The 20,478-nt window shown below is 71.5% G+C and carries 18 protein-coding genes and 1 pseudogene; 15 read left to right on the top strand and 4 right to left on the bottom strand.

Annotated features, from left to right (window positions below; all coding sequences use genetic code 11):
* Nucleotides 1-45: 45 nt before the first annotated feature.
* The 10 genes from crcB (ACWDGI_RS28970) to ACWDGI_RS28925 all read left to right on the top strand — a co-directional run bounded on the left by crcB (ACWDGI_RS28970) (nt 46) and on the right by ACWDGI_RS28925 (nt 10,726).
* The gene (gene crcB, locus ACWDGI_RS28970) at nt 46-507 is read left to right on the top strand and encodes a fluoride efflux transporter CrcB (protein WP_450763886.1); all 462 of its coding nucleotides are present in this window, start codon (nt 46-48) and stop codon (nt 505-507) included.
* Between the two features lie 139 nt (nt 508-646).
* Nucleotides 647-1,021, top strand: coding sequence for a fluoride efflux transporter CrcB (gene crcB / locus ACWDGI_RS28965; RefSeq protein WP_450763885.1), 375 nt, complete (start codon nt 647-649; stop codon nt 1,019-1,021).
* Nucleotides 1,022-1,093: 72 nt separating this feature from the next.
* Nucleotides 1,094-1,930, top strand: coding sequence for an undecaprenyl-diphosphate phosphatase (locus ACWDGI_RS28960; RefSeq protein ID WP_450763883.1), 837 nt, complete (start codon nt 1,094-1,096; stop codon nt 1,928-1,930).
* A 171-nt stretch (nt 1,931-2,101) separates the two neighbouring features.
* Nucleotides 2,102-2,779: a FadR/GntR family transcriptional regulator gene (locus ACWDGI_RS28955; protein ID WP_450764349.1), complete on the top strand. Its 678-nt coding sequence runs from the start codon at nt 2,102-2,104 to the stop codon at nt 2,777-2,779.
* A complete protein-coding gene (locus tag ACWDGI_RS28950) occupies nt 2,776-4,215 on the top strand; it encodes an amino acid permease (protein WP_450763881.1) in 1,440 nt (479 codons plus the stop codon). The genes ACWDGI_RS28955 and ACWDGI_RS28950 overlap by 4 nt, the downstream gene beginning before the upstream one ends.
* A gap of 43 nt (nt 4,216-4,258) precedes the next feature.
* Nucleotides 4,259-5,269 carry an asparaginase gene (locus tag ACWDGI_RS28945; RefSeq protein WP_450763879.1) on the top strand — a complete coding sequence of 337 codons (1,011 nt, stop codon included), beginning with the start codon at nt 4,259-4,261 and terminating at the stop codon, nt 5,267-5,269.
* A 157-nt stretch (nt 5,270-5,426) separates the two neighbouring features.
* Nucleotides 5,427-6,842, top strand: coding sequence for an aspartate ammonia-lyase (aspA, locus tag ACWDGI_RS28940; RefSeq protein WP_450763878.1), 1,416 nt, complete (start codon nt 5,427-5,429; stop codon nt 6,840-6,842).
* Nucleotides 6,843-6,878: 36 nt separating this feature from the next.
* On the top strand, nt 6,879-7,817 hold the full coding sequence (locus ACWDGI_RS28935; RefSeq protein WP_450763876.1) for a glutaminase: 939 nt from the start codon (nt 6,879-6,881) through the stop codon (nt 7,815-7,817).
* Between the two features lie 165 nt (nt 7,818-7,982).
* Nucleotides 7,983-9,377, top strand: a complete 1,395-nt coding sequence (mptB, locus tag ACWDGI_RS28930; protein ID WP_450763874.1) for a polyprenol phosphomannose-dependent alpha 1,6 mannosyltransferase MptB — start codon at nt 7,983-7,985, stop codon at nt 9,375-9,377.
* On the top strand, nt 9,374-10,726 hold the full coding sequence (locus ACWDGI_RS28925; RefSeq protein ID WP_450763872.1) for a glycosyltransferase 87 family protein: 1,353 nt from the start codon (nt 9,374-9,376) through the stop codon (nt 10,724-10,726). The genes mptB and ACWDGI_RS28925 overlap by 4 nt, the downstream gene beginning before the upstream one ends.
* An 89-nt stretch (nt 10,727-10,815) precedes the next feature.
* Here the strand turns inward: ACWDGI_RS28925 and ACWDGI_RS28920 are convergent.
* Nucleotides 10,816-11,661 (bottom strand): annotated as a pseudogene (locus tag ACWDGI_RS28920) (D-alanyl-D-alanine carboxypeptidase family protein); the annotation flags it as partial.
* 121 nt (nt 11,662-11,782) lie between these two features.
* Complete coding sequence (gene rho, locus ACWDGI_RS28915) at nt 11,783-12,931, bottom strand: transcription termination factor Rho (protein ID WP_450763870.1); 1,149 nt, start codon at nt 12,929-12,931, stop codon at nt 11,783-11,785.
* Nucleotides 12,932-13,356: 425 nt separating this feature from the next.
* On the opposite strand from rho, the gene ACWDGI_RS28910 reads away from it, so the two are divergent.
* The 5 genes from ACWDGI_RS28910 (at nt 13,357) to ACWDGI_RS28890 (ending at nt 18,587) form a co-directional block, all read left to right on the top strand.
* Entirely contained in the window at nt 13,357-14,610 is a 1,254-nt protein-coding gene (locus ACWDGI_RS28910; RefSeq protein ID WP_450763868.1) for a cytochrome P450 family protein, read from the top strand.
* 124 nt (nt 14,611-14,734) lie between these two features.
* Nucleotides 14,735-15,505: an SDR family NAD(P)-dependent oxidoreductase gene (locus tag ACWDGI_RS28905; RefSeq protein ID WP_450763866.1), complete on the top strand. Its 771-nt coding sequence runs from the start codon at nt 14,735-14,737 to the stop codon at nt 15,503-15,505.
* A gap of 6 nt (nt 15,506-15,511) precedes the next feature.
* Entirely contained in the window at nt 15,512-15,934 is a 423-nt protein-coding gene (locus ACWDGI_RS28900; protein ID WP_450763864.1) for a VOC family protein, read from the top strand.
* Nucleotides 15,935-15,947: 13 nt separating this feature from the next.
* A complete protein-coding gene (locus ACWDGI_RS28895) occupies nt 15,948-17,465 on the top strand; it encodes an MFS transporter (protein ID WP_450763862.1) in 1,518 nt (505 codons plus the stop codon).
* 162 nt (nt 17,466-17,627) lie between these two features.
* Nucleotides 17,628-18,587, top strand: a complete 960-nt coding sequence (locus ACWDGI_RS28890) for a hypothetical protein (RefSeq protein WP_450763860.1) — start codon at nt 17,628-17,630, stop codon at nt 18,585-18,587.
* Nucleotides 18,588-18,590: 3 nt separating this feature from the next.
* Here the strand turns inward: ACWDGI_RS28890 and ACWDGI_RS28885 are convergent, their stop codons facing one another.
* Nucleotides 18,591-19,361, bottom strand: a complete 771-nt coding sequence (locus ACWDGI_RS28885; protein ID WP_450763858.1) for an SDR family NAD(P)-dependent oxidoreductase — start codon at nt 19,359-19,361, stop codon at nt 18,591-18,593.
* Between the two features lie 41 nt (nt 19,362-19,402).
* The gene (locus ACWDGI_RS28880) at nt 19,403-20,422 is read right to left on the bottom strand and encodes a LysR family transcriptional regulator (protein WP_450763856.1); all 1,020 of its coding nucleotides are present in this window, start codon (nt 20,420-20,422) and stop codon (nt 19,403-19,405) included.
* Between the last annotated feature and the right edge of the window lie 56 nt (nt 20,423-20,478).

Raw genomic sequence — 20,478 nt, 5'->3', positions numbered from 1 at the left:
CTGGTGCACCCGTCGGGGCGGTGCCGAACAGGAGACCCACGACCCATGACAGCCCCGGAAGCCGAGAGCCTCCGTGTCCAGCCGAGCCCCCGGCGCCGGTCCGAGTGGCGTGCCCAGGCGCCGGTCGTCGCGGTGGTCGCCGCCGGCGGCGCGATCGGGGCGGTGGCCCGCTACGCGCTCGCCCTGGCCCTGCCCACCGCGGCGGGCGGATTCCCCTGGGCGACCTTCTGGACGAACGTCGTCGGCTGCGCGGTGATCGGCGCGTTCCTGGTCCTGGTCACCGAAGGACCGCCCGCCCACCGGCTCGTCCGCCCCTTCTTCGGGACCGGCGTCCTCGGCGGCTTCACCACCTTCTCCACCTACGCGGTGGACATCCAGAAGCTGGTCGACCTCGGCCGGCCCGTCACGGGCCTGGCCTACCTCGCCGCGACCCTGTGCGCGGCCCTCGCCGCGGTGTGGTGCGCGGCCACCGCGACCCGCCGCGTCCTCACCCGGAGGCAGCGATGACAAGACCGACCGGCCGCGTGGGCACCGGGGTCCCGCGGGGCGTCGAGGGCTTCGTCACTCTGGACGACCGCGAGGTCATCCGCTGTGTCGGCCGGAACGAAGAAACCGGCAAAACGGACGTGAAGGGTAAGAAGTCGTTGTGAACTGGCTGTTGGTCGTCGCAGGGGCCGTCGTCGGTGCTCCGCTGCGCCACCTCTCCGATCGCGCCGTGCAGGCCAGGCACGACTCCGTCTTCCCCTGGGGTACCTTCGTGGTCAACGTCGTCGGCTGCCTGATCCTCGGCCTGCTGACCGGCGCGGCCTCGGCGGGCGCGGCGAGCCCCCACCTCCAGCTACTGCTCGGCACCGGACTGTGCGGGGCACTCACGACCTACTCGACGTTCTCCTACGAGACCCTCCGGCTGACCGAGACCGGCGCCGGCCTCTACGCTGCGGCCAACGTCGTCGCGAGCGTGGCGGCGGGACTCGGGGCGGCCTTCGCCGGAGTGGCGATCGCCCAGGCGGTGTGGGCCTAGGACTTGCCCCACACCCGCGCCTTGTAAGACTGTCTACAGCACTGTCGACCAAACTCTGCAGAACTGGATCCCATGAGCGCCATCTCCGTCGGTCAGGCCGCCATCCTCGGGGTTGTCGAGGGGGTGACCGAGTTCCTCCCGGTGTCCTCCACCGGCCACCTCAAGATCACCGAGGGGCTCATGAACATCCCCGTCGACGACCAGTCCGTCGTCGGGTTCTCGGCCGTCATCCAGGTCGGCGCCATCGCCGCCGTGCTGGTGTACTTCTTCAAGGACATCCGGCGGATCGTCTCCGCCTGGGGCCGGGGGTTGGTCAACAAGGAGGAGCGCTACCACCACGACTACAAGTTCGCGTGGTGGGTGATCGCCGCGACCATCCCGATCGTCCTGGTGGGACTCGCCGCCAAGCCGCTGATCGACGGTCCGCTCGCCTCGCTGTGGGTGGTGGCCGGCTCGCTGATCCTCGGCTCCGGTGTGATGTGGGCGGCCGACCAGATGGGCCGCCACAAGCGCGGTGAGGACGACACCTCCTTCGCGGACGCGATGTGGGTCGGCTCCTCCCAGATCCTCGCGCTGCTCTTCCCCGGCTTCTCCCGCTCCGGCGCCACCATGTCCACCGCGCTCATCCGCGACCTGGACCGGGTCGCCGCCACCCGCCTCTCCTTCTTCCTCGGCATCCCGGCCCTGACCGGCGCCGGCCTCTACGAGCTCAAGGACGCCCTGGGCGCGGGCGTCGGCGCCGCACCGCTGGTCGTCGGCACGGTCGTCTCCTTCGTGGTCGCCTACGCCTCCATCGCCTGGCTGCTGAAGTTCGTCGCCAAGCACTCCTTCAACGCGTTCGTGATCTACCGGCTCGTCATCGGCCTGGCCCTCTTCGGGCTGCTCGCCACGAACACGATCAGCGCCTGACCCGTTCATCGCACCGCCACGGGGTGTGACACCTGACCATTCAGGTGTCGCACCCCGTGAATGTTTTCTTTCCGGACGTCTTGACAGTTCCGTCCCGCAACCCGGAACATCTCACCCGTGAACCTGTCAGACAGCCGGACAGCCGGACAGCCCCCGCGGCGCGTGAGCGCCATGGAGGCGGTACTGGCGCACCTGCGCGGTGCCATCGAGCACGGCGAGTACGCCATAGGCGACAAGCTCCCCTCCGAGGCGGAGCTGTGCCGTTCCCTGGAGGTCAGCAGGCCCGTCCTGCGCGAGGCCCTGCGGGCCCTGCAGACGATGGGCCTGACCGTCTCCAAGACCGGCAAGGGCACCTTCGTCGTCGCCAGCGCCGTCGAGGACCCCACCTTCGGCGACTACGCGGCCAGCGACCTGCTCGAAGTGCGACGGCACATCGAGATCCCGGTCGCCGGGTACGCGGCGCTGCGCCGCACCCCGGAGAACCTGGACCACCTGGCCCATCTGCTCGACCGCATGGAGCGGGAGACGGACACCACCGCGTGGGTCGCGATGGACACCCTCTTCCACCTCGCCGTGGCCGAGGCCGCCCAGAACCCGGTCTTCCGCCGGGTCATCGAGGAGATCCGGGACGCACTGGCGCGTCAGTCGGCCTTCCTCAACGAGCTGGGCGGCCGCCGCGAGCAGTCCAACCGGGAGCACCGGGCCATCGTCGAAGCGCTGACCGACGGTTCCGAACGCGACGCCGTGGACGCCATGAGCCACCACCTGGACCGCGTCGAGACGACCCTCACCCGCATCGTGCGCCCCGCGCGCATCGACGAGCACACGGAAGGCGGAACCGAGGCGTGAGCGAACAGCACCTCAAAGACGAGACGCGCCCCTCGTCCCGTCACATCGACGCCGGAGACCACGGCTACAGCAAGTCGCTGAAGCACCGGCACGTCAACATGATCGCCATCGGCGGCGCGATAGGCACCGGCCTCTTCCTCGGCGCCGGCGGACGTCTCGCCGACGCCGGCCCCTCCCTCTTCGTCGCGTACGCGGTCTGCGGGGTCTTCGCCTTCCTCGTCGTGCGCGCCCTCGGCGAACTCGTCCTGTACCGCCCGTCCTCCGGCGCCTTCGTCTCGTACGCCCGGGAGTTCCTCGGCGAGAAGGGCGCGTACACCGCGGGCTGGATGTACTTCCTGAACTGGGCGACCACCGGCATCGCCGACATCACCGCGGTGGCCACCTACACGCACTACTGGGGAATGTTCTCCGACATCCCGCAATGGTTGATCGCGTTGATCGCCCTCGCCGTCGTGTTGACCGTCAACCTCATCTCGGTCAAGATCTTCGGCGAGCTGGAGTTCTGGTTCGCGATCGTCAAGGTCAGCGCGCTGGTGATCTTCATGTGCATCGGCATCTTCCTGCTGGTCACCCAGCACCCCGTGGACGGCGCCGCCCCCGGCCCCTCCCTGATCACCGACAACGGCGGCGTCTTCCCCAACGGCCTGCTGCCGATGCTGCTGATCATCCAGGGCGTCGTCTTCGCCTACGCGTCGGTCGAACTGGTCGGCGTCGCGGCGGGCGAGACCGAGAACCCCGAGAAGATCATGCCCAAGGCGATCAACTCGATCATGTGGCGGGTCGGCCTGTTCTACGTCGGCTCGGTGGTCCTGCTGTCGATGCTGCTGCCCTGGAACAAGTACACGGCGGGGGAGAGCCCCTTCGTCACCGTCCTCTCCCACGTAGGGATCCCGGCCGCCGGCGGTGTGATGAACCTCGTCGTCCTCACCGCGGCCATGTCCTCCCTCAACTCCGGCCTCTACTCGACCGGCCGCATCCTGCGCTCCATGGCCGTGAACGGCTCCGCCCCCGGGTTCACCGCGAAGATGAGCCGCACCCAGGTGCCGTACGGCGGAATCCTGCTGACCAGCGGCATCTGTGTGCTCGGCGTGGGCCTCAACTTCGTCGTCCCCGCCGACGCGTTCGAGATCGTCCTCAACTTCGCGGCGATCGGCATCCTCGCCACCTGGGGCATGATCATGCTGTGTCACCTGCTCTTCTGGCGGAAGACCCAGCAGGGCGAACTCACCCGCCCCGGCTACCGACTGCCGGGCTCCCCCTGGACCGAGATCGTGACGCTGGCGTTCCTCGCCGCCGTCCTGGTCCTCATGTACGCCGACGGCGGCGCCGGACGCACCACCGTGCTGTGCCTGCCGCTGATCGTCGCAGCGCTGGTCGCCGGCTGGTACGCCGTCCGCGGCCGACTCGCGCGCCCGTCCGCCGGAACCGACGCGTGAACCGCGTACCGGTCCGCCCCGACTCACCCGAGACCAGGCAGTGATGTTCAGTAGTTCCCCCGCGGCCGCACCCGTCGTCCGTGAACCCCTGTACGCCCCCGTCGCCCACCTCATACGCGGCGGGGTCGTCGAGGGCATCCACTACGGCTCCGTCGTCGTCCTGGGCGCCGACGGCGAGGTCCAGTTCCAGCTCGGCGACATCGAGGCCGCGTTCTACCCGCGCTCGGCCGTCAAGCCCGTCCAGGCCGTGGCCATGCTGCGGGCCGGGCTGCCGCTCGACGGTGAGCTGCTCTCGCTGGCCGCCGCCAGCCACTCCGGCGAGGAACGCCACCTCGCCGGCACCCGGCGGATCCTCGACCTCGCCGGCCTCATCGAGGACGACCTGCGCAACGTCCCCGACCTGCCGTACGACCCCGCGGTCCGGGACACCTGGATCCGCGAGGGCCGGCAGCCGTCCCGGCTCGCCCAGAACTGCTCCGGCAAGCACGCGGCGATGCTGTGGACCGCGAAGCTCAACGGGTGGTCCCTGGACGACTACCTCGATCCGGCGCACCCGCTCCAGCAGGCTATCGCCGAGATCGTCGAGGACCTGACCGGACAGCGCATCGCGCGGACCACCGTGGACGGCTGCGGGGCGCCGCTGTTCTCCATCTCCCTGCACGGCCTGGCCCGTGCGGTGTCGCGGATCGCCGGCGCCGTGCCGGGGACGCCGGAGGCGCGGGTCGCCGATGCGATGCGCGAGCACGCGGAGATGGCGTCCGGCGCGGGCCGGGACGTGGCCGCCCTGATGCGGGCCGTGCCGGGGCTGCTGGCCAAGGACGGCTTCGAGGGCGTGGAGGTCGCGGCGCTGCCGGACGGGCGGGCCGTGGCCGTGAAGATCGCCGACGGGGCGAACCGGGCGCGGGTTCCGGTGGCGGCCGCTGCGCTGGCGCGGGCCGGGGTCGACCCGGAGTCGCTGACCGGGTTCGCCGGGGAGGCGCTGCTCGGCGGCGGCCGGGAGGTCGGGTGCGTGCGGCCCGTTCGCTCGCTGGAGCCGGTTTCGGTTTGCGCCTAGCGGGGCGGCCGGCTTGTCGGTCGGCGGCTGCGGGTCCCTTGTGGCTGGTCGCGCCCACGCGGCGGAGCCGCACATGTCACAGCCCCGCGCCCCTGTCGGGGCGCCTCAGTCACGCTCCTGAAAAATCACTCCCTCCGAAAGAGGAATTCCTACCCTCATGACCACCGCCCCTGTCACCCGCAGCGAGCACGACCTGCTCGGTGACCGTGATGTGCCCGTCGACGCCTACTGGGGTGTGCACACCCTCCGTGCCACGGAGAACTTCCCCATCACCGGGACGCCGATCTCCGCCTACCCGCATCTGATCGACGCCCTGGCCGCCGTCAAGGAGGCCGCCGCCCTCGCCAACGAGGAACTGGGGCTGCTGACGCCGGAGAAGGCCGCCGCGATCGTGGCCGCCTGCCGGGAGATACGGGCCGGCAAGCTGCACGACCAGTTCGTCGTCGACGTCATCCAGGGCGGTGCCGGGACGTCGACCAACATGAACGCCAACGAGGTCGTCGCCAACCGGGCGCTGGAGCTGATGGGGCACCGGAAGGGCGAGTACCGGTACCTGCATCCCAACGAGGACGTCAACCTCGGTCAGTCGACCAACGACGTCTATCCGACGGCGGTCAAGATCGCGACCGTCTTCGCGGTGCGCGGGCTGCTCCGGGCGATGGCCGTGCTCCAGGACGCCTTCGGCCGCAAGGCCGTCGAGTTCCGTGACGTGCTGAAGATGGGCCGGACGCAGTTGCAGGACGCGGTTCCCATGACGCTCGGGCAGGAGTTCTCCACCTTCGCGGTGATGCTCGACGAGGACCGCAGCCGGCTCGCCGAGGCCGTCGAGCTCATCCACGAGATCAACCTCGGCGCCACCGCCATCGGCACCGGCCTCAACGCGCCCGCCGGATACGCCGAGTCGGCCCGCCGGCACCTCGCCGAGATCACCGGACTGCCCCTGGTCACCGCCGCCAACCTGGTGGAGGCCACCCAGGACTGCGGCGCGTTCGTCCAGATGTCCGGCGTGCTGAAGCGGATCGCGGTCAAGCTCTCCAAGAGCTGCAACGACCTGAGGCTGCTGTCCTCCGGCCCGCGTGCCGGGCTCGGCGAGATCAACCTGCCGCCGGTGCAGGCCGGTTCGTCGATCATGCCGGGCAAGGTCAACCCGGTGATCCCCGAGGTCGTCAACCAGGTGGCCTTCGAGGTCATCGGCAACGACGTCGCCATCACCATGGCGGCCGAGGCCGGGCAGCTCCAGCTGAACGCGTTCGAGCCGATCATCCTGCACTCCCTCTCGGAGAGCATCACGCATCTGCGGAACGCCTGCCTGACGCTGGCCGAGCGCTGCGTCGACGGCATCACCGCCAACACCGAGGTGCTGCGGGCGACGGTCGAGAACTCCATCGGCCTGGTCACCGCCCTCAACCCCTACATCGGCTACACGGCGGCCACCGACATCGCCAAGGAGGCCCTCGTCACCGGCCGGGGAGTTGCCGAACTCGTCCTGGAGAAGGGGCTGCTGCCCGCCGAGCGGCTCGCCGACCTGCTGCGTCCCGAGGTCGTCGCCGGCAGCGGATCGCCCCTCGCCTGATCTGCGAGTACGCACCAGGACCGGCCCGGAGGCACAATGGTGATCATGACAATGACGTCGTCCCCGGCCTTTCTGCCGGTCCTGGAGCGGATCGCGGAGGAGATCGAGCGGACGCCCGGCCGCGGGCGGCCCGCCGACTACATCCCGGCGCTCGCCGCCTGCGACCCCCGCCGCTTCGGCATGGCCGTGGCCGAGCTGGACGGCACGGTCTACGGCGTCGGCGACTGGCGGCAGCCGTTCTCCACGCAGTCCATCACCAAGGTCTTCACCCTCGCCCTCGACCTGGCCCGCGAGGGCGACGAACTCTGGGAGCACGTCGGCCGGGAGCCCTCCGGCAACCCCTTCAACTCCCTGGTCCAGCTGGAGTACGAGCAGGGCATCCCGCGCAACCCGTTCATCAACGCCGGTGCCCTCGTCGTCACCGACCGGCTCCAGACCCGTACCGGGGACGCGGCCGGCGAGCTGCTGGCCTTCCTGCGCGCCGAGAGCGGCAACGCCTCGCTGGAGTTCGACATGGAGGTGGCCGCCTCCGAGACCCAGCACGGCGACCGCAACGCCGCACTGGCCCATTTCATGGCGTCCTACGGCAACATCGACAACGAGATCCCGGTCCTCCTCGACCAGTACTTCCGGCAGTGTTCCGTCGCCGCCTCCTGCGCCGACCTCGCCCTGGCGGCCACCTTCCTGGCCCGCCACGGCATCCGGGCCGACGGCACCCGCCTGCTGACCAGAAGCCAGGCGAAACAGGTCAACGCGGTGATGCTGACGTGCGGGACCTACGACGCGGCGGGCGACTTCGCGTACCGGGTGGGGCTGCCCGGCAAGAGCGGGGTGGGCGGCGGCATCGTCGCCGTGGTACCGGGGCGTTGTGCGCTCTGCGTGTGGAGCCCGGGGCTGGACGAGCGGGGCAACTCGGTGGCGGGAGTGGCGGCGCTGGACAGGTTCACGACCCTCACCGGCCTGTCCGTGTTCTAGTCGCGGCCCTTCACCGAAGCCTCTGTCTTTCTGCCGGCCGCACCCGGAGATTCCGGCCGGGTCTGACCACGATCCACCCCCACAGGTAACAACCAGGCCCCTCCCAGGAAAACACCCCGTCGCTTTCCGGCCACCCGCAATTGACACGCTGAGCCAGTGTTGGCCATGGCTTTCCCCGTCGATCTACGCCGCTGCCAGGTGCTTGGCCTGGCCGGCACCGCCTTCCTTGCCCTGGGAGGTGAGACAGCGGGTGCCCTGCCCGTGGAGGATCTGCTAGCCCCAAGCTCCGTGCAGGCGGCCTTCGGCCTGGTCGGCGTCTACTTCGGCGTCGTGCTCCTGATCGCGGCGTGGCTGCTGCTCGGCCGCCTCGTGCGCAGCGCCGAACCGCCCACCCCGCGGCAGCTGTTGCTGGTCCTCGCCGTCTGGGCGGCCCCGCTGCTGCTGGCGCCCCCGCTGTTCAGCCGGGACGTGTACAGCTACCTCGCGCAGGGCGCCATGGTCGACGCGCACATGGACGTCTACACCTCGGGCCCCGCCCAGCTCGGCGGCCCGCTGGCGGACGAGGTCGCCCCGGTGTGGCAGAACACCGCCGCCCCCTACGGCCCCGCGTTCATGGGCGTGGCCTCGCTGCTGTCCGGGCTGACCCGCGGTGCACTCCCGGCCGGACTCTTCGGGATGCGGCTGGTCGCCCTGCTCGGCGTCGGCCTGATGGCGGCCGCGCTGCCCCGGCTCGCCCGGCACAGCGGCGCCGACCCGGCCGCCGCGCTCTGGCTCGGCGCCCTCAACCCGCTGGTGCTGCTGCACCTGGTCGCCGGCGCCCACAACGACGCGATCATGCTCGGTCTGCTGGGCCTCGGCCTGGTCGCGGCGCTCGGCCGCTGGCCGTTCCTCGGCGCCGTGCTCGTCACGCTCGCGGCGCTGGTCAAGGCGCCCGCCGCGCTCGGGCTGCTCGCGGTCGTCGTCGTACAGGCGCGCCGGGGCCGCAGTCCCGTGCGCGCCACCCTGACGACGGCGATCGCGTCCGGAGCGACGACGGTGGTGGCCACCGCCGTCGCCGGGACGGGGTACGGGTGGATACGGGCACTCGACACGCCCGTCTCACCGCACAACTGGGCGCTCAGCAGCCTGCTCGGCCGGGCCACGGGCGCGCTCCTCGAACACCTCGGCAGCGATCTGGCGCCGCTCGCCGTCCCGGTCTGGCATCTGCTCGGGCTGGCCCTCACCGCGGTCACCGTGCTGCTGATATGGGTCCGGCTGCGGCCCCGCCCGGTCTACGCCCTCGGCCTGAGCCTGGCCGCGGTCGCCGCCTTCGGGCCGGCGATCCGCCCCTGGTACGCCATCTGGGGCCTGTTCCTGATAGCGGCCGCGGCGCCCAGTACCTCGGTACGGCACCGGGTGGCGGCCGTCACCGGCGTGCTCGCCCTCGCCGTGCTGCCCAGCGGTGGTCCCGCCGACATCGGCCAGCTGGTCCTCGCCGTCTCCGGCGGGGTGCTCGGCGTGGTCGTGCTGTGGCAGGCCCACCAGGCCGCGCAGGCCCCGGCCGTGGGACGTACGGCATGAGAGGCCCGAGAGGACCGCGGACCGACCGGGGGAGGCTGCTGCTCGTCCTGGTCCTGGTCGCCGCCGTGGCCGTGTTCACGGCCACCGTGCCGCTGCTGCGCGACTGGTTCGACCTGCGCGTGTACTACGGCACCGTGCACACCTGGGTGCATCACGGCGGCCGGATCTACGACTACCGGGTGCCCGGGACGATGTACGGGTTCACGTATCCGCCGTTCGCCGCCGTCGGCATGCTGCCCATGGCGCTGGTGGGGCTGCACCTGGCCATCGCCGCCTCGCTGCTGCTGAACCTGGCCGCGCTGGCGTTCGTGCTGCGCATCCTGGCCGGTCCTGGCTGGCGACGCTGGGGCTGGTACCGGTGGGCGCTCGCCCTGTGCGCGCTGGCGTTGTTCGAGCCGTTGCGGGACACCTTCAGCTTCGGCCAGGTGAACCTGGTACTGCTGGCCCTGGTACTCGCCGACTGCTGCCTGCTGCGCAGCGGGCGGAGCCGCTGGGCCGGGATCGGCATCGGGCTCGCCGCCGCGGTCAAGCTCACTCCCGCGCTGTTCATCGGCATGCTGCTGATCGGCCGCAGGTGGCGTGCGGCCGGTGTCGCCACGGCCGTGGCGCTCGCCGCGACCGGGCTCGCGGCCTGGGCCGACCCGAAGGCGTCCCGCTTCTACTGGACGCAGGCGCTCTGGGACACCAGCAGGGTCGGCCGGCTCGACTACGTCTCGAACCAGTCGTTGCAGGGTGTGCTGGCCCGGCTCGGCCATCCGGACAAGCCGCTGTGGGCGATCGTGGCCCTGCTCACGCTGGCCGTGTGGGCGTGGCGGACCCGCAAGGCCGTGACGGCCGGCGACTGGACGGCCGCCTTCGCGCTCACCGGTCTCGCGGCCTGCCTGGTCAGCCCGATCACCTGGGTGCACCACCTGGTGTGGGTGCTGCCGTCGTTCGCGCTGCTGGCCCGCGCCGGGCACCCGCGGATCGCGGGCGCCCTCTACGCGGTGATGTGCACCAGCGTGGTGTGGCTGTGGTTCGACGACGCGTCCGGCATCGACGGGTTCATCGGCAGCAACATCTACACCTGGATCACCCTGGGCCTGCTGCTGGGCCTGCCGGTCGGTCAGTCCCGTCCGGAGCGCTCGCCCCTGAGCCGCAGCGCCACGGTGACGGCGCCCGCCCCGAGCACCGCGAACCCCGCCGCGATGGCGGTCCCCGACCAGCCCGAGTCGTCCCCGGGCGCCGTGGCCGCCGCCACCGGCACGGTGCTCGGGCCCGGCCGGGGCCGCGGCCTGGCCCGCAGACCGTCCAGCGAGCCCACCGGGTCGACCCGTCCGGCCGCGAGGAAACCCCAGTCGAGCAGCTGACGGGCCTCGTCGTACACGCCGCCGTCCTGAGGGTTCATCACCGTCACGAGGAGGGTGCGCCCGCCGCGCCGGGCGGCGGCGACGAGGGTGTTGCCGGCGTTGCTGGTGTAGCCGTTCTTGATCCCGATCAGGCCGGGGTACCGCCCGACACCGTCCTCGCCCGTCAGCAGCCGGTTGGTGTTCTCGATACCGAACGACCAGCCGGCGCCGTCCGGGAAGCGGGCCGCGGCGGTGGAGCAGTACCGCGCGAAGTCGGGGTTGCGCAGTCCCTCCCGGCCGAACACCGCTAGGTCGAACGCGGAGGAGACCTGCCCCGGTGCGTCGTAGCCGTCGGGGGACTCGACATGGGTGTCGAGGGCGCCCAGGGAGCGGGCGTTGGCCTGCATCCGGGTGACGGTGCGGTCCCAGCCCCCGTCGAGCGCGGCCAGGACGTGCACGGCGTCGTTGCCGGAGCTGAGGAAGACTCCGCGCCACAGGTCGGACACCCGGTAGGTGTGGCCCTCCTCCACGCCTACCAGGCTGCTGCCCTCGGCGACGTCCGCCAGTTCCTCGGACGTCACCCGGTGCTGGAGGTCCGCGGGCAGGACCGGCAGCACGGTGAGCGCGAACAGGGTCTTCAGGGTGCTGGCCGGCGGCAGCTTGCGGTGCGCGTGATTGGCCGCCAGCACCTGGCCGGTGCCCGCGTCGGCGACCAGCCAGGAGAGTGCGGAGAGCTCAGGGAGTTCCGGGGCCCCGACGTGCGGCCGCACCTGCGTGCCGGAGTGGTAGAGCAGCGACGGCCCCGGCACCACCGCCCTCGGGGGCGGGGCCGGGTCGAGCGCCCCGGTGCCTGCGGCGGCCGTGCCGGGTGTCAGCGCCAGCAGGCCCGCCAGGCAGACGGAGCAGGTCGCCACCGCCGCTCGCCGAGGAAATCGGTCAGGGAATCCGATCGTCATACGATCAACGTAGGAACGGTGGCGGTGTACCGCGCGCTGCCTGGGCCGGTCGGACGCCGTGACAACCCGGATGCCGCACGCCGGGCCCCGGTGTGGGCCCACCGGAGGGGTGGCACCGCTCTCAGCCGGCCGGCAGGGTCGGCTGCACGCGCCGCATGAAGGTCGCGTTGTCCGGGGTCTCCCGCAGCCGCTCCAGGAGCGTCTCCAGGCCGCCCTGGGCGCCCTCGCGGCTCTGCAGGGCCCGGCGCAGTCCGCGTACGGCGGTCAACTCCGCCGGGGTGAGCAGGAGTTCCTCGCGGCGGGTGCCGGAGGGGGCGATGTCCACGGGGGGGAAGACCCGCCGGGAGGCCAGCTCGCGGTCCAGGCGCAGCTCCATGTTGCCGGTGCCCTTCAGCTCCTCGAAGAAGTAGCCGTCGGCCCGGGAGCCGGTGTCCACCAGGACGGTGGCCAGGATGGTGAGCGAGCCGCCTTCCTCGGCCTTGCGGGCGGCGCCGAAGAACCGCTTGGGGCCGAGCAGTGCGCCGGCGTCGACACCGCCGCTGAGGGTACGGCCGTTGGAGGCGGCCGCGTTGTTGTGGGCCCGGCACAGCCGGGTCAGGGAGTCAAGAAGGATGACGACGTCCTTGCCCTCCTCGACGAGCCGCTTGGCGCGCTCGACGACGAGTTCGGCGAGGGCGATGTGCTCCTTGGCGGGCCGGTCGAATGTGGAGGCGTACACCTCGCCGTGCACCGAGCGTCGCATGTCGGTGACTTCCTCGGGACGCTCGTCGAGCAGCAGCACCATCAGATGGCACTCCGGGTGGTTGCCGGCGACGGCGGCCGCGAACTGCTGGAGCAGCACGGTCTTGCCGGTCTTGGGCGGGGCCACGATCAGTCCGCGCTGCCCTTTGCCGACCGGCGCGAACAGGTCCGCGACCCGTCCGGCGAGTCCGGCGGCGGGATGTTCGAGCCGGATCCGCTCGTGCGGGTGCAGCGGGGTCAGATCCCGGAAGTGACGTCGGCCGCGCAGCGCGTCGGGCGTACGGCCGTTGACGCGCGTGATCTCGGTCAGCGTGCGCCGGTCGCCGCGGACGCCCTCGACGAGGTCGCCCTTGCGCAGGCCGTGACGGCGGATCAGCGCCGGGGAGACCTGGAGGTCGGCGGGGGAGGGCAGGCAGTCCGGGGCCCGCAGCAGGCCCTTCCCGCCCGGGTCGATGTCGAGGACACCGGTGACGGGCCGGGCGGCGGCCCGGTCCTGCTGCTGTACGGGGGGTTCGAGTGTGGTGGTCATGGGTGGTGGTCCTTTCGAGGACGGAAGACAGGAACGAAGGGGGGAGTGGGCCGCGAGCGGGAGGGCGGGTGCGCAGGCCTCCGTGCGGCGGGGAACGACACCTCGGGAACGGCAGAAACCCAGGTCACGAGGTGGTGCTGGGAAGCCGGTGAGCCGGTCGGAAACGACGGGCGATGCGGCTGGAGGAGTGGAACCGGCACTCGGCGCCCGACTTGTGGGGCGGCCACACGTGCTGCTCGCACTATACCCACGGTTCCACGATCCACAACATGGCACCGGTCACCGCTATTCCCGTCCCCGGCGCAGAAGTGACACCGGGTCCCGCCCCCGGGCCGATGTGACTGGCCGGGAAACGCACCTTCCCGAGGGCCCGCCGGCGCCTACGATCGGCCGTGTCCGCGTCGTACCGCTGTCAGGAGCCGCTGGTGGAGACCCCGTCCGTGCCGCACCGTCCGGACCCGGCCGGCGGCTGCCCGCACGCCGACAACGCCAGGCTGCTGGCGCGCGGTGCCGTGGCCCCGGTCGTGCTGCCCGGTGATGTCGAGGGCATGGCCGTGCTCGGGCACCAGGCGCTCCGGGAGTTCCTCCAGCATCCCGAAGTCGCCAAGGACGCACAGCACTTCACGCGGCTGCGGGAAGGCCGCATCCCCGCGGGCTGGCCGCTGCTGACCTTCGCCACCGTGCGGGGCATGACCACCGCCGACGGCGCCGACCACCGCAGGCTCCGCGGGCTGGTCAGCCGGGCCTTCACCCCGCGCCGGGTCGAGGAACTCCGGCCCAGGATCGAGGAGTTGACAGGCTCCCTGCTCGGCGACCTGGAGCGGGCCGCGGCCGACGGTGACGGTGTCGCCGATCTGCGCCGGCACTTCGCGCTGCCGCTGCCCATGGGCGTGATCGGAGAACTCCTGGGCGTGGATGCCGAGTTCCGTGACCGGCTGCACCACCTGTCCAACCAGGTCGTGGCCACCGACATCGGACCGGCCGAGGCCGTCGCCGCCAACCGGGAGCTGGTCGCCGTCCTCGCCGCCGTCGCCGCCGCCCGCGCCGAGCGTCCCGGCGACGATCTGACCAGCGCCCTGATCGCCGCCCGGGACGAGGGCGGCGACCGGCTCGGGCAGGAGGAGCTGATCGGCACCCTGGTCCTGATGATCATCGCCGGGCACGAGACCACCCTCAACCTGATCACCAACGCCGTACGCGCCCTGTGCGGCCATCGCGACCAGCTCGAGCTCGTCCGCAAGGGCGACGCGAGCTGGGCGGACGTGGTGGAGGAGACACTGCGCTGGGACGCGCCGGTCAGCTATTTCCCGTTCCGCTACCCGGTGCGGGACCTGACCGTCGACGGCACGCTGATCCCCGCGGGCACCCCGGTCCTGGCCGGCTACTCCGCCGCCGGACGCGACCCGGCCGCGCACGGCCCGGACGCCGACCGGTTCGACGTCACCCGGTCCGCCCGCCCCGACGCCGTCCGCCACCTCTCCCTCGGGCACGGCGCCCACTACTGCCTGGGCGCCCCGCTGGCCCGGCTGGAGGCCACGGTCGCCCTGGAGCGGCTCTTCGACCGCTTCCCGGCCCTGGACCTCGCCGTCCCCGAGGACGCCCTCGCCCGGCAAGCCGGCTTCGTCGGCAACAGCGTGCGCGCCCTCCCGGTACGGCTGCGGTCCCGGACCGGCGGCTGAGGCGCATACCAGCCATACGAACCCCCGATGGCCCTTCCCCGACGCATTTCTTGTTCTGGCCATAAGCCCTACCTACGCTGCCACCACCGCACTTCGGCGGCATGGGACAAGGGACTTGGCAATCATGGGTCGACTGGCCGGGAAAATCGCTTTCATCAGTGGAACGGGGGCTGGAATCGGCCGGGCCGCGGCACAACTGTTCGCGGCCGAGGGCGCCACCGTATTCGGCTGTGACATCGACGAGAAGAGCGCCGCCGAAACCGTGGAACTCGTCGAGAATTCCGGTGGCGTGATGCGCTCCCTGGCACCGGTCGACCTTTCCACCGAGGCCGGGGCGCGGGAGTGGATCGAGGCCGGGATCGCGGAGTTCGGCGCGATCGACATCCTCTACAACAACGCCTCCGCCCTGCGGAACGGCCCCTTCGAGACGATGCCCGCCGAAGACTGGTACTTCACCATCAGGAACGAGCTGGACATCCCCTACTTCTGCACCCGGGCCGCCTGGCCGCACCTGGTCGCGCGCGGCGGCGGGGCCGTCCTGAACGTCGCCTCGGTGGCGGCCGTGCGCGGCGCGCCGTTCATGCCGATGGTCCCGCACGGCGCCGCCAAGGGCGGCGTCCTCGCGATGAGCAAGCACCTGTGCGCGGCCGGTGCCCCGCACCGCATCCGCGTCAACACCCTCGCCCCCGGCATGACCCGCACAGCGGCCACCGCGCCCTTCCTCGACGACCCGAACGGTCCGAAGGCGCAGCTGGAGGCCCGGATCCCGGCCGGCCGGGTCGGCAGGCCCGAGGACATCGCCCGCGCGGCGGCCTTCCTCTGCTCCGACGAGGCGGCCTTCGTCAACGGCGCCAACCTCATGGTCGACGGCGGCGACAGCGCGATGGCGGGCTGAGCGCGGATGCACGCACGTCTCGACCACGTGGGCGTCAACGTACGCGACCTGCCCGCCCAACTCTCCTGGTACCGAACGGCCTTCGGGCTGAGGACCGTCTTCGAGTTCCGTCTCGAGGGCCCCGGCCTCACCGGTGTCGTCCTGGAACACCCGCACGGCTGGCGGATCGAACTGCTCACCAGGCCCGGATCCGCACCGGGCCTCCGGGCCCCGGACCCGATGACCGCGGCCCTCACCGAGGGGTACGGGCACTTCGCGGTCACCACCCCCGCACTCGACCCCGTGTACACCGCCCTGGTGGCAAACGGGGCGGGCGAGGTGCTGAAACCCGGCCCGTCCCCCGAACCGGGGATACGGATGGCCTGGGTCAAGGACCCCGAGGGAAATCTCATCGAACTCATAGAACGCGGCACCACTGTTGACCCGTGAGATGGAGTACGGAATGACCAACGCTGTGAGAAAACTGGACGTGGGCACGCTCGTCGCCTGTTGTCTGGCAGTTGCCGCCGCGCAGCTGTGCATTACCGTCCCCTCGCCCATCAACGGGGAAATACAGGCCGCGTTCGGCGCCTCGGGATCGCAGGTCGCCTGGGTCACCTCGGCCTTCATTCTGCCCACCGCGATTCTGGAACTGAATTTCGGTGTGGTGGGCGATCTGTTCGGGCGTAAGAGGCTGCTGGTGCTCGGCGGATTCGTGCTGGCACTCGGTGAACTCCTCAACGCCACCTCCCAGAACATCACCATGCTCTGGATCGGTCAGGCCCTCGCCGGCATCGGCGCCGCCGCCCTGTTCCCGAGCTCCCTCGCCGTGATCGCGGCCGCGACGCCCGGGGAGAAGGACCGCGCCAAGGCGGTCTCGACCTGGGCGCTGAGCATCTCCCTCGCCTCGGCCGTGGGGCCGCTCTCCTCCGGCATCCTGGCCACGGTCGCCGACTTCCGCTGGGCGTTCGTGCCCCCGGTCGTCCTCGGTGTCGTGGTCGGCGTCTCCTGCTGGGCGCTGGTCACCGACTCCAAGGCGCCCGAGGGCCGGGCCCTGGACTGGCCGGGCCAGATCAGCATCGCCGTCGGTCTCACCGCCCTGTTGTGGGGCATCATCGAGGGCGGCGACCGCGGCTGGAGCAGCCCCTCCATCGTCCTCGCGCTGGTCCTCGCCGCCGTGGCGCTGGTCGGCTTCGTGATCGCGGAGAGCCGCGCCGAGTCCCCGATGTTCAACCTGGAGCTGCTGAGGATCCCCTCGTTCGCGGCGGCCGCGGTGGTGGCGCTGACCGGCATGTTCGGCTTCATCGGCACCGCCTACTGCGTCTCCATCCGGCTCGGCGCGGTGATGCACCTCAGCGCGCTGCGGGCCGGTATGCCGTTCGTGATCCTCCAGCTGATCCCGCTGTTCCTGGCGCCCGTGCTCAGCCGGATGCTCACCCGCGTCGAGCCGCGCCGGCTGCTGATGGGCGGTCTGCTGCCGATGGCGGCCGGCCAGTTCTGGATCGCCGCGCTGCCGATCACCACGACCGGCCTCGCGGCCTTCATCGGCCCGGTGCTGCTGCTCGGCATCGGCTTCATCTGCGTGGTCTCCTCGTTGACGTCGGCCGCCGTGAACGCCGTACCGATCGAGATGACCGGCATGGCGAGCGGCGCGACCAGCCTGGTCCGCGAGTTCGGTCAGGGCCTCGGCCCCGCCGTGATCAGCACGATCGCGATGAGTGCGGCCTCCTCCGCGCTGGTCGGCAAGCTGAGCGGCGCCGACGCGGGCATGGAGGCCGCGGCCGGTCCGCTCGCGGTGGTCAACGCGGGCAGCGACAGCGCCAGGGCCGCCGCCCAGGACGCCCTCGCGCACGGCATGGCGCTGGGCGTGGTGATCTGCGGCTGCGCCTCCCTGCTCGGCGCGCTGGTCACCCTGGTGCTGGTCCGCAGGAACACCGCGCGGGCGGCGGCCCAGGTGCCGGTGGAGCCCGCGTCCGCCTGACCGGCGACACCACGAGAAGGCCGGGGCCCTCGCCCCGGCCTTCTGGCGTGTACTCAACTGCCCCTCCCCCGACGGGTCGTGGCATTGCGACGGATGTCCGCAATCGATAACGGTCGCGGCCGGACGGGGACTTGATGTCGGGTAATGCCTTATCTTCACGACATGTCCACGCCACCGCAGCCGCCGTCCTCTCCGCAGCAGCCGCCGTCGACTCCTCAGCAGCCCCAGCAGCCCCAGCAGCCCTCGGCGCCCCCGCAGCAGCCTTCGCAGCAGCCGGACCAGCCGCCGGCGACACCGCCCCAGCAGCCCCAGCCGACCGCGTACCCGTACCCGAACCCGCAGTCGCCGCCGCAGAACCCCTACGCCCAGCCGACCCTCGTCAACCAGCCCGTGCCGCCGCCGCAACAGGGCGCGCAGCAGGGCAACCCCTATGCCGTGCAGCCCGGTTACGGCTACCCGCCCCCGGCCGCCGCACCGCCGTCGGCCGGCGGGAACACGGCCGGAAGAGCCGTGCTGTGGGCGGTTCTCGGCGCCGTGGTCGCCTCCGCGGGCTGGGCGGCAGGCCTCTACCTGACCGGCGGCCTCGGGAACGGCGCGGACCTGCGCGGCTACCAGGCGCCCGCGAACCTCTGCTCCAGCGCGGACTACTCCTCGTTCAAGGACGAGTACCCCGTCGACGACTCCTCCCCGACGAAGAACGTGCTGAAGGACCCGGCGCTGGACCAGAGTTACTGCAGTCTCAGTCTCAAGAAGACCGCCTCCAGCTACGGGGACGCCTATCTCTCCCTGCAGGTCGACCTGCACAAGAAGACCGACCCGGGGCCGGAGTTCACGGCCACCTGGAAGAAGTACGGCGACAGCCACACGGACTACGACGTGAGCCCCGTGAGCGGCATCGGCGACGAGGCCTACCTGGTCACGCAGGACACCAGCAACGGCTCCACCACCAGCGGCTCACGGTACGCCACGCTCGCGGTGCGGGACGGCTGGATGACGTACACCATGTACTACAGCGCGTACTTCTCCTCGTACGACAGCGACACCGACCCGCCGACGCTCGACGACGTGACGGGCTGGCTGAAGACGGACACCAGGTCCACGCTGGAGCAGCTCAAGGACTGACGTTCAGTTCTGGTCGAGGGCGTCGGTGATGGCCTTCACCGGACCGTGCGCCGAGTAGCCGCCGTCGACGGTGATCTCCGCGCCGTTGACGTACGAGGCCTCGTCGGAGAGGAGATAGACGACGAGCGGCGCCACCTCGTCGACCGTGCCCGGGCGGCCCTGGGGCGTCATGGCGAGGTGGGCGGCGACGAACACCGGGTTGGCGGTCGCCATCAGCGGGGTCTCGATGTAGCCGGGGTGGACGACGTTCGTACGGATGCCGCGTGGGGCCAGTTCCAGGGCCGCGACCTTGGACAGGCCGCGCAGCGCCCACTTGCTGGTCGTGTAAGCGACCGCGTGATGCGCGGTGAGCCCGGCGACCGAGCCGACGTTCACGATCGACGAGCCGGCCGGCATCAGCGGGGCGAGGGCCTGGATGCCGAGCAGGGCGCCGGTCGTGTTCACGGCGAACGCCCGGTTCCAGTCGGCGAGTTCGACCTGGCCGAGCCGGGCCCGCATCGGGATGCCGGCGTTGTTCACCAGGCCGTGCACGGCATCGAGGGAGGCGGCCAGCGCCGCCCAGTCCTCGGGCGAGGTCACGTCCAGGTGGACGTACCGGACGTCGAGACCGTCGGCGCGCAGGGCGGCGGCGTGCTTCTCGCCGGCCTCGTCCAGTACGTCGGTCGCGATCACCGTGGCGCCCTCCCGGGCGGCCGCGGCCGCCTCCGCGGCTCCCTGGCCCTGTGCGGCTCCGGTGACGACGACGGTACGGCCCGCCAGGCGCGTGCGGCTCACGGCTTCCTCCAAGGGGATACGGGAGTGTCCTCCCGTCCACGCTAGGAAGCCGCGGACAACTGCGGAAACGCGCGATCGGGATGGCTGGCATCCGCCCCGTCGATCTCGTCCGGGATCTCGTCCGTGATCTCGCCCGGGTTCTCCTCGGCGGCCTTCCGGCCCAGCGCGGCCCCGACCCTGCGCACCGTGTCCCGCAGCCAGCGGTGGGCCGGGTCGGCGTGCCGGTTGTGGTGCCAGTACATGGCCTCCACCAGGGGGACGTCCGGGAACGGCGCCGGTACGACCGCACAGCGCGCGAAACCCTCGTACCGCCTGGCCAGCCGTTCCGGGACCATCGCCACCAGGTCCGTGCCGCTCACCAGGAACGGCAGCACACTGAAACCGGGCGTGCTGACCTGCACCTTCGGGGTGATCCCGAGGGTCTCCAGCTGGCGCTCGGCGGGGGTGTGGCTCTTGCCGATGGCGCAGGCCGCGTGCGGCATCTCCGCGAGGTCGCGCAGGGTGAGCCGCCCGTCCACCAGGCGCGGGTTGTCCGGGTCGACGAGGCACACGAACCGGTCGTGCATCACGGCCTCGCTGACCCCGGGGAGCTGGTAGCCGAGCGGCACGATCATCAGGTCGTGGCAGCGCAGATGCGTCTCGGTCTCCAGCTGGCCGTCGACGATGGGGTGGAAGTCGATCCGGACGCCCGGCGCCTCGGCCGCGATGACCCGCAGCAGCGGCTCCACGAACACGGTCATCACGTAGTCCGACATGACCACCGAGAAGCGCTGGCGGCTGCGTCCCGGGTCGAAGTGCCGGGTCAGCGACAGCGCCTCCTCGGCCTTCTGCAGCGAGCCCTGGACGACCGGCAGCAGCCGCTCCGCCAGAGGTGTCAGCTCGTACTCGCGGCCCACCCGGATCAGCAGCTCGTCGTTGAAGTGCCGGCGCAGCCGGGCCAGCGAGCCGCTCATCGCGGACTGGCTGGTGGACAGCCGCACCCCCGCGTGGGTGACGTTCTTCTCCTCCAGGAGCGCTTCCAGTGCCACCAGAAGATTGAGATCGATCGCTCCGAGACCCACGGGTGTCCCCTTCCGGCCGGCCACGTCATTGAAGCTTCGGTGAAACGGGAGGTTAA

The sequence above is a fragment of the Streptomyces sp. NPDC001220 genome (assembly GCF_053597895.1).
Note: the sequence above shows the minus strand (reverse complement) of the source record. Positions and strands in the feature narration are given on the sequence as shown.